The sequence below is a fragment of the Salmonella sp. SJTUF15570 genome, assembly GCF_043357055.1.
Classification (GTDB): Bacteria; Pseudomonadota; Gammaproteobacteria; order Enterobacterales; family Enterobacteriaceae; genus Salmonella; species Salmonella enterica.
The window spans coordinates 145,310-157,524 of record NZ_JBEUKJ010000005.1; the positions used below are offsets into that span (position 1 = coordinate 145,310).

Below are 12,215 nucleotides of genomic sequence, written 5' to 3' on the forward strand. Positions count from 1 at the left end.
AAGCCTGATGGCGACGCGCGCCTTATTTATAGAGGTCGGCGCTGATGGTGATGTTATTGCCGCGCTCCTGCCACTGACGCGTAATATGATAATACTTAGCGCCTTTCTTCGCCGCGCGTTTGGCGACCTGGTAGGAGATTTCTGTCATATTGCCGTAGTTGCCGGTGAACTTAACGCTGTCGAAAGGCACCATCATCGCAGCCGTCGCTTTATTCAGCTCCTCAACTTTTGTGCCATCCGGTAGTGTGACAGTGTAACGCCCGCCTTTGGAGGATTGCGTTTCGAAGAAACGGCCTACTTCGGCGCTCGGCGAGGCTGACGTGGCGACGCCTGGAATTTCGACTTTCTTCGCAGCTTCGCCGCCCTGAGCCAGCGCGGCGCGGCCAGCTTCAGAGTCTGCCGGAATAGCGTCCGGGCTCTGGACGATGCGTTTTTTCGCATCTTGTTTATAGATAAATGCAGTGATGCGCTGGTTTCCGCCCTGATTCGCATCTATCTGACGAACAATATAGAAAGCGTATGCGCCTTTTTGTTTCGCCGCTTTCGTAATGGCATCGTTAACTTCCGGCTGGCTACGGTAGAAGCCCTGAACGGTGACGGTATCATACGGTTCTAATTGTACGGCCTGGTCTTTCGGTAATTCCACGATGCCATTAATGACACGATTTTTGGGCGCGTCGGCTTTCGGCGCGTCGGCTTTATACACGTCCGCCACAACACGCCAGTTACCACTGTTGCCGAACTCCGAGGTGTCGACAACATAGAAGGAGGCTGCGCCTTCTTTATCTGCGCGGCGGGACACGGCGGAGACCGCATCGCCAATAGCATTAAAACGACCGGTAATAACGATGCGGTCATAAGGTTTTAGTGCAGCCGCTTGCTCCGGCGTCAGTTCTGTTGCTGCATGGACAGAAAAAGCAGCCGCAGAAAGCAGAGCCGACGCCAGGAGAGTGTTCTTAAGCTTCATAAAAATAATCCTTCGCCTTGCGCAAACCAGGTACTGGTATTGTTATTGACTAGAAACGTGGCTGATTATTGCATTTAAACCATATGGATGTCTGCGGGATTTTTCACGCATCGTGTCATGTATCCTATCTTTGATGATAACATTTGCCGATATGTCGAAAAAAACAGCGTCCGGGCGGCTAAGCTAATGAAGCGCATAAATTTAATAAGTTAATTTAATGTTAATTTCTTGATCGCGCCAGGGGTTTAATGATGTTTTGCTGTCAAATTTGAGCGAATTATCAGCCCTCGCAGGCCATTTTCAAGGCATTATGGCTGCTTAGCGGCTGAATCGTTCATGTTTTGCAAATTTGATAAAAAATTCTGTTTTTTGGCGCTAGATCACAGGCGTTATTTTCAGTAGGTTATAGAGAGTTTGTAACGGTTTTATTCTGCTGGGGTAACATTTACCTCAAACGCGGGCAGGCGTACGCTTCTCGCGCTTACTGACAAACCATCATTAAAAATACCGATGGAAGGGAACATTTATGCGAATTGGCATACCAAAAGAGCGGTTACCCAATGAAACCCGTGTCGCTGCGACGCCGAAAACGGTAGAGCAGCTACTGAAGCTGGGGTTTAGCGTCGCTATCGAAAGCGGGGCGGGTCAACTGGCAAGTTTTGACGACAAAGCGTTTGCGCAGGCTGGCGCGGATATTGTAGACGGCAATGCTATTTGGCAGTCGGAAATTATTCTCAAGGTTAATGCGCCTGAAGAAGAGGAAATCGCTTTACTGAACCCCGGAACTACGCTGGTCAGTTTTATCTGGCCTGCGCAAAATCCTGGGTTAATGGAGAAACTTGCCGAACGTAAGGTCACGGTGATGGCGATGGACTCCGTGCCGCGTATTTCCCGCGCGCAGTCGCTCGACGCGTTAAGCTCAATGGCGAATATCGCGGGTTATCGCGCCATTGTAGAGGCCGCGCATGAATTTGGGCGCTTCTTTACCGGCCAAATCACTGCCGCCGGGAAAGTGCCGCCGGCGAAGGTGATGGTGATTGGCGCGGGCGTTGCCGGTCTTGCGGCTATCGGCGCGGCAAACAGCCTGGGGGCGATTGTCCGCGCGTTTGACACTCGTCCTGAAGTCAAAGAGCAGGTCCAGAGTATGGGGGCTGAGTTCCTCGAACTGGATTTTAAAGAGGAAGCCGGTAGCGGCGATGGTTACGCCAAAGTGATGTCCGAGGCGTTTATCAAAGCGGAAATGGCGCTCTTTGCCGCCCAGGCCAAAGAAGTCGATATCATTGTTACCACCGCGTTGATTCCGGGCAAACCTGCGCCGAAGCTGATTACCCGCGATATGGTCGATTCTATGAAGGCTGGCAGCGTGATTGTCGACCTGGCCGCGCAGAATGGCGGTAACTGCGAATATACCGTCGCCAATCAGGTTGTGACGACGGACAATGGCGTGAAAGTGATTGGCTACACCGATCTACCGGGGCGTTTGCCGACGCAGTCATCCCAGCTTTATGGCACCAACCTGGTTAACCTGCTGAAGCTGCTGTGCAAAGAGAAAGACGGCAATATTGACGTGGATTTTGACGATGTCGTGATCCGTGGCGTGACGGTGATTCGCGACGGCGACATTACCTGGCCTGCGCCGCCAATCCAGGTTTCCGCGCAGCCACAGGCCGCGCCTAAAGCAGCACCTGCGCCAAAAGAGCCGGAAAAGCCCACTTCACCCTGGCGGAAGTATGCGTTAATGGCGCTGGCGATCATTCTTTTTGGCTGGCTGGCCGATGTCGCGCCAAAAGAGTTCCTCGGCCATTTTACCGTGTTTGCGCTCGCCTGCGTGGTTGGTTATTACGTGGTGTGGAACGTGTCTCATGCGCTTCATACGCCATTAATGTCGGTGACCAACGCAATTTCAGGGATTATTGTTGTCGGGGCATTATTGCAAATTGGTCAGGGCGGCTGGGTCAGCTTCCTGAGCTTTATCGCGGTGCTTATCGCCAGCATTAATATTTTCGGTGGCTTCACCGTGACTCAGCGTATGCTGAAAATGTTCCGGAAAAACTAAGGGGTAACACATGTCTGGAGGATTAGTTACAGCTGCATACATTGTTGCCGCGATCCTGTTTATTTTCAGTCTTGCCGGGCTTTCAAAGCATGAAACGTCCCGCCAGGGGAATAACTTCGGTATTGCCGGGATGGCGATCGCGTTGCTGGCGACCATTTTTGGGCCGGATACCGGCAACGTGGCATGGATTCTGGTCGCCATGATTATTGGCGGCGCGATTGGCATCCGCATGGCGAAAAAAGTTGAGATGACCGAGATGCCGGAGCTGGTCGCGATTCTGCACAGTTTCGTGGGCCTGGCGGCGGTACTGGTTGGCTTTAACAGCTATCTGTACCATGACGCCAGTCTGGCGCCGGTGCTGGTGAATATCCATCTGACCGAAGTCTTCCTCGGTATCTTTATTGGCGCAGTCACTTTCACTGGATCGATCGTAGCGTTTGGTAAACTGCGCGGCAAAATCTCTTCTAAGCCGTTGATGTTGCCTAACCGTCACAAAATGAACCTGGCGGCGCTGGTTGTTTCTTTCCTGTTGCTGCTGGTTTTTGTTCGTACCGAAAGCGTGGGTCTACAGGTTCTGGCGCTACTGCTGATGACCATTATCGCGCTGGCGTTTGGTTGGCATCTGGTCGCTTCTATCGGCGGGGCGGACATGCCGGTGGTTGTTTCAATGCTGAACTCCTATTCCGGTTGGGCTGCCGCGGCGGCTGGCTTCATGTTGAGCAACGATTTGCTGATTGTGACCGGCGCGCTGGTCGGTTCGTCAGGCGCGATCCTGTCTTACATTATGTGTAAAGCGATGAACCGCTCTTTCATCAGCGTTATTGCTGGTGGGTTCGGTACTGACGGCTCCTCAACGGGCGACGATCAGGAAGCTGGCGAACATCGCGAAATCACGGCGGAAGAGACCGCTGAGATGCTGAAAAACTCCCACTCCGTCATTATTACGCCGGGGTACGGGATGGCGGTGGCGCAGGCGCAGTATCCGGTGGCGGAAATCACCGAAAAACTGCGTGCACGCGGTATCAACGTGCGTTTCGGCATTCATCCGGTGGCGGGTCGCCTGCCGGGGCATATGAACGTGCTGTTGGCGGAGGCGAAAGTGCCTTATGACATCGTGCTGGAAATGGATGAGATCAACGATGATTTCGCCGATACCGATACCGTGCTGGTGATTGGCGCGAACGATACGGTGAACCCGGCGGCGCAAGACGATCCCCGCAGCCCGATCGCCGGTATGCCGGTTCTCGAAGTGTGGAAAGCACAGAATGTCGTGGTCTTTAAGCGTTCAATGAATACCGGTTATGCTGGTGTGCAGAACCCGCTGTTCTTTAAAGAGAATACGCAAATGCTGTTTGGCGATGCCAAAGCCAGCGTGGATGCAATTCTGAAAGCGCTTTAATCTTTTAAACGTGCGACGGCCTCTTTGGAGGCCGTTTTTATACACTTCATCCTTTAAGCTGCCTCTTTGTTGGCTGCGCTCAGAAACCCCGGTCACATCGTTATCTATGCTCCCGGGGATTTCTTCCCTTGCCGCCGCGAGGCATCTTGAATGATTTTGTGTATGTATTGCATTTTATCTTTTGTTTAAATCGCTAAGCAGAACGGCGATACTCTGCCCGCCGGTGGTCTGTTCGAGGGCGATTTTGACAATGATGGTTAACGGAACGGAGAGCAACATGCCCACCGGACCTAATAACCAGCCCCAGAAAATTAACGACAAAAATACCACTAAGGTTGAAAGGCCTAAACCACGTCCCATGATTCGTGGCTCAAGGATATTGCCGAAGACCAGATTAATCAGCAGATAGCCTGCCAGCACCAGCAGCGCATCATAAAACCCGTTAAATACCAGCACCTGAATAATGGGCGGCAGGGCAGCGAGCACCGATCCAATATTAGGAATATAGTTCAGCGCGAAGGCCAGTAGACCCCAGACAAAGGCGAAGCGGACATCCAGCGCGGCCAGCATTCCCCATGCGACCAGCCCCGTCACGATACTGATCGCTGTTTTTAACACCAGATAATGGGAAACGCTATCAAGCGCGCGTTGAATTGCCGCCATGCCCTCCACCGGACGGCTCATCATCTGCTGCAGTTTTTCAGGCAATTGTGGAACCTCCAGCAGCATAAATACCACGGTCAATAACAATAAAAAGATGGACGACATGGCATTGGACAGTTGGGTGAGCAGGTTCGTTACCAGAGTCATGGCGGCGTTTGGATCGATATATTTCGCCAGCTCATCAACCGACACGCCAATGCCTGCTCGCTGTAACCACGGTTCAATACGTTGCAACGGTATCACCAATGAGGAGCGATATTGCGGTAGGGTACGAGCCAGTTCATTTAATGATGTCCCCAAATAGGCCAGTAGCAGTACCATTAACATAACAATAATCACAATGAGCAATGATACTGCGATAACGCGCGGAATTCGGCATCGGGTCATCCGTTGCACAACGGGATTGAGAACGACTGCAATAAATAACGCCAAAATAAAGGGAACAATGATATCTGCGGCGAAGCGGATACCGCTCAGAATAACCACCAGCATTCCCAGCATAATGACGATTTTTAGACCATTGAGCGTGATGATCGGTTTTGCCATATCAGTCCCTGTTTTCTGATGCCGACACGAATAATAATGTGATGTCGGTCGACCTGTTCTGGTTAAAATCAAACACTTCAGGTAAAGAAGTGAAAATATTTTGAGTTAATTCCTGGCTTATGATACAAATCAGGCGTGTTCAACTACCGAGGACAATTATCATCCGCGATGACGAGAAGCAACACTGCGGATAATTGTAATATTATGGACAATATGTTCAGCGCTTTTTTCTCCACGCAAACGCATCTTCACTCTACCTCCTTTTTCCTGCTTATCGGCGAGCAGCACTGGCGTAACGCACTTTAGTCTCTCACTTCTGCCTGAGCTGGCGCAATGCGCTGTGCTAACTGATTTTATTTTTTAGTTTGCTGCGTGCAGCAGACTCGAAAGAGTATATTCTCATGCAGGAGAAGTGTCATGTTTTACTGGATTTTATTAGCTCTGGCTATCGCGACTGAAATTACCGGCACGCTCTCAATGAAATGGGCTAGCGTGGGTAATGGCAATGCGGGTTTTATTTTAATGCTGGTGATGATCACGCTGTCATATATATTTCTTTCTTTTGCGGTAAAAAAGATTGCCCTGGGTGTAGCGTATGCCTTATGGGAAGGGATCGGCATTTTATTTATTACCATTTTTAGCGTGCTGCTATTTGATGAAGCATTATCAACCATGAAGATTGCCGGCTTGCTGACGCTGGTCGCTGGCATCGTATTGATCAAATCAGGGACGCGTAAACCCGGCAAACCGGTGAAGGAGGCGACTCGTGCAACAATTTGAATGGATACACGGCGCCTGGCTTGGGCTGGCAATAATGCTGGAAATCGCGGCTAACGTACTGTTGAAATTTTCGGACGGCTTTCGCCGTAAATGCTATGGCATCTTATCGCTTGCCGCTGTTCTGGCCGCCTTCAGCGCGCTTTCCCAGGCGGTAAAAGGGATAGACCTGTCGGTGGCGTATGCGTTATGGGGCGGTTTTGGTATTGCCGCCACGCTGGCGGCGGGCTGGGTGCTCTTCGGCCAGCGCTTAAATCCCAAAGGCTGGGTTGGCGTGATATTACTGCTCGCCGGAATGGTCATGATAAAATTTGCCTGAGACGATCGCTGCCGGTCAGGCAGCGATTCGCGTATTAGTCCTGCGCCAGGGCTTTCAGCTTATCGCGAAAGCCGGTGACGGATATGGCGCGGTTATCGGCGCGCCAGCGATCTTTAGCCGCAGGAGCGGAGCTTTGTACACCAATGAGCTGCCATCCGCTATCCGTGTGCAATAAGAGCGGCGAGCCGCTGTCGCCAGGTAACGTGTCGCACTGGTGTGAGAGTACGGCATTCTGCGCCCAGCCGGTCACGACGCAATCCTGATGGGAATAAAGCGCATTCAGATGATCTTCCGGATAACCGGACTGCGTGACTTTTCGGTCTGCGGCTTTCAACGCCGCAGTAAGCGCCGCTTTATCGCCGGTAAATAAAGGCACTGGCGTGATACCGGAAGGTGGGTAGCGCAATATTACCAGACCAAAATCCCAGCTTGCCGCGGCAGGCGGCACAATCCAGCCATCGCCATCCGCTTTCAGGCGTCGGCCCAGCGACGGTTCAACGCGGCCTTCAATGCCGTGGATTTCATAGCGCCATACTCCTTTTCGCGCCACAAAACGCAGCGCAACCGCCTTGTCTGGTTTTCCTTTCGGTGGCGTTAGCAGGCAGTGACCTGCTGTCAGGGCGATATGCGGGGAGATAAGCGTTGCCGTACACAAATTACCGCTGGCGGTCTCTAGTTGCCCGATGGCATCCCACGGCGATTGGGTAGGATCGGCGACGGGCACCCGATCATCATGGTTAAAAAAAAGCGTTTTGACGTCGCTGGCATCCGTGGCGTCTGTTTCAGCCCCCCTGGCTTTCGCCATAACCGGTAAAAAACACACTATGCCCAGTAATACAGCAATGGTTTTATGCATATCACACTCTGGTGGGTAATTATGATTATTAACAACAAACCCTCAGTACTACTATAGACGTGACGGTAAGAAAGTGGGAGTAAAATCAGATAACTACACTCAGGAAAGATAGAAATGCGTGGCAATAACGGCGCATAAAATAAGCACGATAAGAATGAGCTCAAAGCGGTAGCGAGACACTTTTTTGCCCTCCCGGAAGGCGGCGCTAAACCAGAACAATTTAGCGCCGTAAAAACGGGCGCGGGGGCGCGCCGCAGCATGTTACGACTTACGCAGCCGGTTGAGTAGTTGGTTTTGACGTAGATTTGGCTGGGGCTTTTTTGCCATCTTTTTTCTGGTGCTTTTTAGCCGCCTGCGCTTTTTGCTCAACGGTTTTTTTATGCTGTTTTTTGTGGTGCTGGGTGTTCTGGGTTGTTTTGGCAGGCGTTGCGGTTTTCGCAGGCGTTGCAGTCTCAGCCGCGAATGCTGCGGAAGAGAGACCCATTGCAGCGGCAACAACCAGAGCTAATACTTTTTTCATTTTGATACCCTCGATTTGGTTTTCATTCAACCCCACTGCGGGGCCGGTGAAATGACTATATCGCTGTTATCAAAAGGCTTCCGTGAGTGATTGGTTTCGGCATGTAACGCTATGTACAATCCCCCGGTAACGCGATGTAAGCCCCCACCATAATAGGTAGCTTTACGTTACCGGCCGTTATTTTTGGTCGCAGAGTCGGTAATATCCGCCCTCCAGAATAACAGGCACACTGTATATGAATCCGATAATCTGGGTGGTATTTACGCTTCTGGCGCTGGATGCAATCAGAGAAGTTATGGGCGTATCAAGCCTGACAGGTCTATGGTGAACAGTGAGTCGTGGCGTGAAACCAGCCCGGCGATAGCGCACGTTGCTATCGCCGGATTATTTCTTTTCAGGCGTGAAGACGATGATGTAACCGCGTCCCGACCAGGATGGCCAGCACCAGCATTAGCGCGATAAAACCACCTACGCCGTTCCAGCCGTAACTATGCCAGAATACGCCGCCTAGCGTCCCGGCGATACTGGACCCCAGATAATAGCTGAAAAGATAAAGTGACGAGGCCTGTCCCTTCGCCCGGCGCGCACGCGGGCCAATCCAACTACTGGCCACGGAGTGCGCGGCGAAAAAGCCGGCGGAAAAAAGCAGCATCCCGGCAAAAATCAGCCAAAGCGAGGTAAAAAGCGTCAGTAAAAGCCCACCCAGCATTACTGCGGTAGAGAACAGCATCACCGGCCCCCGGCCATAGCGTGAGGTCATTGCGCCAGCTTTCGGCGAGCTCCATGTGCCGGTGAGATAGGCTACGGATAACAGTCCGACCACGGCCTGGCTTAATTCCCAGGGGGAGAGCATCAGGCGATAGCCAATGTAGTTAAACAGGGTGACGAACGCGCCCATCAGTAAAAAGCCTTCCGCAAACAGCAGAGGTAACCCTCGATCGCGCCAGTGGAGACGGAAATTAATAAATAGCGTTTTAGGCCGTAGCGACGTGGGACGGAAATGTTGCGAGGCGGGTAAAATCTTCCAGAACATCAGCGCGGACGCCAGCGCAAAGCATCCGATGGCCGCCAGCGCGATGCGCCAGTTAAAAAAGTCGGTCATGACGCCGCTTAATAAACGCCCGCTCATCCCGCCGATGGAATTACCGCTAATATAGAGTCCCATAGAGAAAGCGACAAAGCTGGGATGGATTTCTTCACTCAGGTAGGTCATTCCCACCGCGGCGACGCCGCTTAACGACAGACCGATCAGCGCACGCATAATCAGAATACCATGCCAGCTGGTCATCATGGTTGATAACAATGTGCAGCAGGAGGCTAATAACAAGGCGGTGACCATCACCGGTTTACGGCCTATCGCATCAGAAAGCGGGCCGGTAAAAAGTAAGCCGATAGCCAGCATGGCGGTAGAAATAGAAAGTGAAACGCTGCTGCTGGCGGGGGAGACGCCAAACTCCTGGGAAAGTACCGGTAGTATAGGCTGGACGCAATAAAGGAGCGCGAAAGTCGCCAGGCCCGCGGAAAAAAGAGCCAGCGTGACGCGCATGAAAGGCGCTGTACCGCGTTTAATAAATTGAACCGGCTGAGAATGGCGTTGTTCATCGATATCGCTCGCCGTGGCGTCATCGAGAATAGTTGTACGACTCACGTTAAATCCTTGCTTTACATCTCCGTCAACAGGAGACGGGTATAACCGACATGTAAAGCATAGAAAAAGCAAAATATTCTGTCTAATATATTAATTGTCTCAAATAAGACGTTAAAAATATGAATATCGAATTACGTCATTTACGTTACTTTGTGGCGGTAGCAGAAGAGCTGCATTTTGGTCGCGCCGCCGCGCGCCTCAATATCTCGCAGCCGCCGCTGAGTCAGCAGATACAAATTCTGGAGCAGCAGGTCGGCGCGCGATTACTGGCGCGGACCAACCGCAGCGTAGCGTTAACCGCCGCCGGGCGACAGTTTCTGGTGGATAGCCGACACATCCTGAGTCTGGTAAACGACGCCGCCGCTCGCGCCGAGCGGTTGCATCAGGGCGAAGCGGGTGAAATCCGTATTGGCTTTACGTCTTCAGCGCCTTTTATTCGGGCGGTATCGCATACCTTTTCGCTGTTCCGCCAGTCCTATCCGGGAGTGCATATGCAAACGCGTGAAATGAATACGCGTGAGCAAATCGCGCCGCTCAACGAAGGCGTACTGGATATTGGCTTGCTGCGGAATACGCCGCTGCCCGACACACTTAATCGCGAGGTGATTTTGCATGAGCCGCTTATGGCCATGATCCCGCGCGAACATCGGCTGGCGCAAAAGCCGGTCGTCAGTCTGACAGAACTGGCGGAAGAACCTTTCGTCTTTTTCGATCCACATGTCGGGACGGGCCTCTACGACGATATTCTCGGCCTGATGCGGCGCTATAACCTGTCGCCGACCATCACGCAGGAGGTTGGCGAGGCAATGACTATTATCGGTCTGGTGGCGGCGGGACTGGGCGTCTCGATTCTGCCGGCATCCTTTAAGCGTGTACAGATGAGCGAGATGCGCTGGGTTCCCCTGGCAGAAGAGGACGCCGTATCTGAAATGTGGCTGGTATGGCCAAAGCATCATGAACAGAGTCATGCCGTACAGCGGTTTTGCCAACTGCTATTACTGGCTGCCCGACGGGATTAATTACGCTTAAAAAGGGTGAAAATGTGCAGTTAATCACACGGCTAAGCAAAAAGTTGACGGCGAGTATTGAAGTGTTTCACCATAGCACACAGATTATTTCGGAGCGCGAAAATAAAGGGAGTGAGCGGTGGTTGCTGATAGTCAGCCTGGGCATATCGATCAAATTAAGCAGACCAATGCTGGCGCAGTGTATCGCCTGATTGATCAGCTCGGACCGGTATCGCGAATTGACCTGTCTCGTTTGGCGCAGTTGGCGCCTGCCAGTATTACGAAAATTGTTCGCGAAATGCTGGAAGCGCATTTGGTTCAGGAACTTGAAATTAAAGAGGCGGGCAGTCGCGGACGTCCCGCCGTCGGGCTGATGGTGGAAACGGAGGCCTGGCACTATTTATCTATTCGTATTAGCCGTGGCGAAATTTTCCTTGCGCTGCGCGATCTTAGCAGCAAACTGGTGGTAGAAGAGTGTCTGCCGCTGCCGTTAAACGAAGCCACGCCGTTGCTTGAGCGAATTATTACGCACGTTGATCGGTTTTTTACCCGCCATCAGCAGAAACTGGAGCGTCTGACCTCTATTGCCATTACGTTACCGGGCATTATCGATACCGAAAACGGCGTTGTGCACCGAATGCCGTATTACGAAGATGTCAAAGAGATGCCTTTGGGAGATGCGCTGGAGCGGCACACCGGCGTACCGGTTTACATTCAGCATGATATTAGCGCCTGGACGATGGCAGAGGCGCTTTTTGGCGCTTCACGCGGCGCGCGCGACGTTATCCAGGTGGTGATTGATCATAATGTGGGGGCGGGCGTTATCACCGACGGTCATTTGCTTCATGCGGGCAGTAGCAGTCTGGTAGAGATTGGGCATACCCAGGTCGATCCTTATGGTAAGCGCTGTTATTGCGGTAATCATGGCTGTCTGGAGACCATAGCCAGCGTCGATAGCGTGCTGGAACTTACGCAGCTTCGGCTTAATCAGTCAATGAGTTCAATGTTGCACGGCCAGCCGTTAACGGTAGATTCACTGTGTCAGGCGGCGATGCAGGGAGATCTATTAGCAAAAGATATTATTAGCGGCGTTGGCGCGCATGTCGGACGCATTCTGGCTATCATGGTGAATTTATTTAATCCGCAAAAAATTCTTATTGGTTCGCCGCTAAGTAAAGCGGCTGATATCCTTTTTCCGGCCATTGCTGACAGTATCCGTCAGCAGGCGCTGCCCGCCTACAGCAGGAATACGGTTGTGGAAAGCACGCAGTTTACCAACCAGGGTACGATGGCCGGGGCGGCGTTGGTAAAAGACGCGATGTATAACGGCTCTTTGTTGATTCGTCTATTACAGGGTTAACATTTTTTAACTGTTGTACAAAAATTTGCGCTAACTCAAGCTGATTGCCCTTGCCATATCTTAGACTTTCTCCACTGTATTATTTTCCTGGCTTATA

At 52.0% G+C, this 12,215-nt stretch carries 12 protein-coding genes; 7 read left to right on the plus strand and 5 right to left on the minus strand.

What is annotated here, in order from left to right; genetic code table 11:
• Positions 1-22: 22 nt before the first annotated feature.
• Positions 23-967 carry a DUF1471 family protein YdgH gene (gene ydgH, locus ABVN44_RS11735; protein WP_000769294.1) on the minus strand — a complete coding sequence of 315 codons (945 nt, stop codon included), beginning with the start codon at positions 965-967 and terminating at the stop codon, positions 23-25.
• A gap of 526 nt (positions 968-1,493) precedes the next feature.
• Here ydgH and pntA point away from each other — a divergent pair.
• Positions 1,494-3,023 carry a Re/Si-specific NAD(P)(+) transhydrogenase subunit alpha gene (gene pntA, locus ABVN44_RS11740; RefSeq protein ID WP_001219362.1) on the plus strand — a complete coding sequence of 510 codons (1,530 nt, stop codon included), beginning with the start codon at positions 1,494-1,496 and terminating at the stop codon, positions 3,021-3,023.
• 10 nt (positions 3,024-3,033) lie between these two features.
• Entirely contained in the window at positions 3,034-4,422 is a 1,389-nt protein-coding gene (gene pntB / locus ABVN44_RS11745) for a Re/Si-specific NAD(P)(+) transhydrogenase subunit beta (RefSeq protein ID WP_000014056.1), read from the plus strand.
• A gap of 174 nt (positions 4,423-4,596) precedes the next feature.
• Here the strand turns inward: pntB and ABVN44_RS11750 are convergent, their stop codons facing one another.
• Positions 4,597-5,631 (minus strand): AI-2E family transporter, encoded by a 1,035-nt coding sequence (locus ABVN44_RS11750; RefSeq protein ID WP_001118268.1) that lies wholly within the window; start codon positions 5,629-5,631, stop codon positions 4,597-4,599.
• A 417-nt stretch (positions 5,632-6,048) separates the two neighbouring features.
• On the opposite strand from ABVN44_RS11750, the gene mdtJ reads away from it, so the two are divergent.
• Together mdtJ and mdtI are read left to right on the plus strand one after the other, a co-directional pair.
• The gene (gene mdtJ, locus ABVN44_RS11755; protein ID WP_000500278.1) at positions 6,049-6,411 is read left to right on the plus strand and encodes a multidrug/spermidine efflux SMR transporter subunit MdtJ; all 363 of its coding nucleotides are present in this window, start codon (positions 6,049-6,051) and stop codon (positions 6,409-6,411) included.
• The gene (gene mdtI, locus ABVN44_RS11760) at positions 6,398-6,727 is read left to right on the plus strand and encodes a multidrug/spermidine efflux SMR transporter subunit MdtI (protein WP_001183821.1); all 330 of its coding nucleotides are present in this window, start codon (positions 6,398-6,400) and stop codon (positions 6,725-6,727) included. Before mdtJ ends, mdtI begins: the two co-directional genes overlap by 14 nt.
• A gap of 34 nt (positions 6,728-6,761) precedes the next feature.
• Here the strand turns inward: mdtI and ABVN44_RS11765 are convergent, their stop codons facing one another.
• Both ABVN44_RS11765 and asr read right to left on the minus strand, forming a co-directional pair.
• Positions 6,762-7,583 (minus strand): serine protease, encoded by an 822-nt coding sequence (locus ABVN44_RS11765; protein WP_000549649.1) that lies wholly within the window; start codon positions 7,581-7,583, stop codon positions 6,762-6,764.
• A gap of 268 nt (positions 7,584-7,851) precedes the next feature.
• Positions 7,852-8,103, minus strand: a complete 252-nt coding sequence (gene asr, locus ABVN44_RS11770) for an acid resistance repetitive basic protein Asr (RefSeq protein WP_023231952.1) — start codon at positions 8,101-8,103, stop codon at positions 7,852-7,854.
• A 235-nt stretch (positions 8,104-8,338) separates the two neighbouring features.
• Here asr and ABVN44_RS11775 point away from each other — a divergent pair, with 235 nt between their 5' ends.
• Positions 8,339-8,431: a KPN_01571 family protein gene (locus ABVN44_RS11775; protein ID WP_001068154.1), complete on the plus strand. Its 93-nt coding sequence runs from the start codon at positions 8,339-8,341 to the stop codon at positions 8,429-8,431.
• 66 nt (positions 8,432-8,497) lie between these two features.
• Here the strand turns inward: ABVN44_RS11775 and ABVN44_RS11780 are convergent, their stop codons facing one another.
• Positions 8,498-9,751 (minus strand): MFS transporter, encoded by a 1,254-nt coding sequence (locus tag ABVN44_RS11780; RefSeq protein WP_000091796.1) that lies wholly within the window; start codon positions 9,749-9,751, stop codon positions 8,498-8,500.
• 119 nt (positions 9,752-9,870) lie between these two features.
• On the opposite strand from ABVN44_RS11780, the gene ABVN44_RS11785 reads away from it, so the two are divergent.
• Positions 9,871-10,770: a LysR family transcriptional regulator gene (locus ABVN44_RS11785; RefSeq protein ID WP_001019577.1), complete on the plus strand. Its 900-nt coding sequence runs from the start codon at positions 9,871-9,873 to the stop codon at positions 10,768-10,770.
• 127 nt (positions 10,771-10,897) lie between these two features.
• Positions 10,898-12,118, plus strand: a complete 1,221-nt coding sequence (gene mlc, locus ABVN44_RS11790) for a sugar metabolism global transcriptional regulator Mlc (protein ID WP_000225093.1) — start codon at positions 10,898-10,900, stop codon at positions 12,116-12,118.
• The last annotated feature ends 97 nt before the right edge of the window (positions 12,119-12,215 follow it).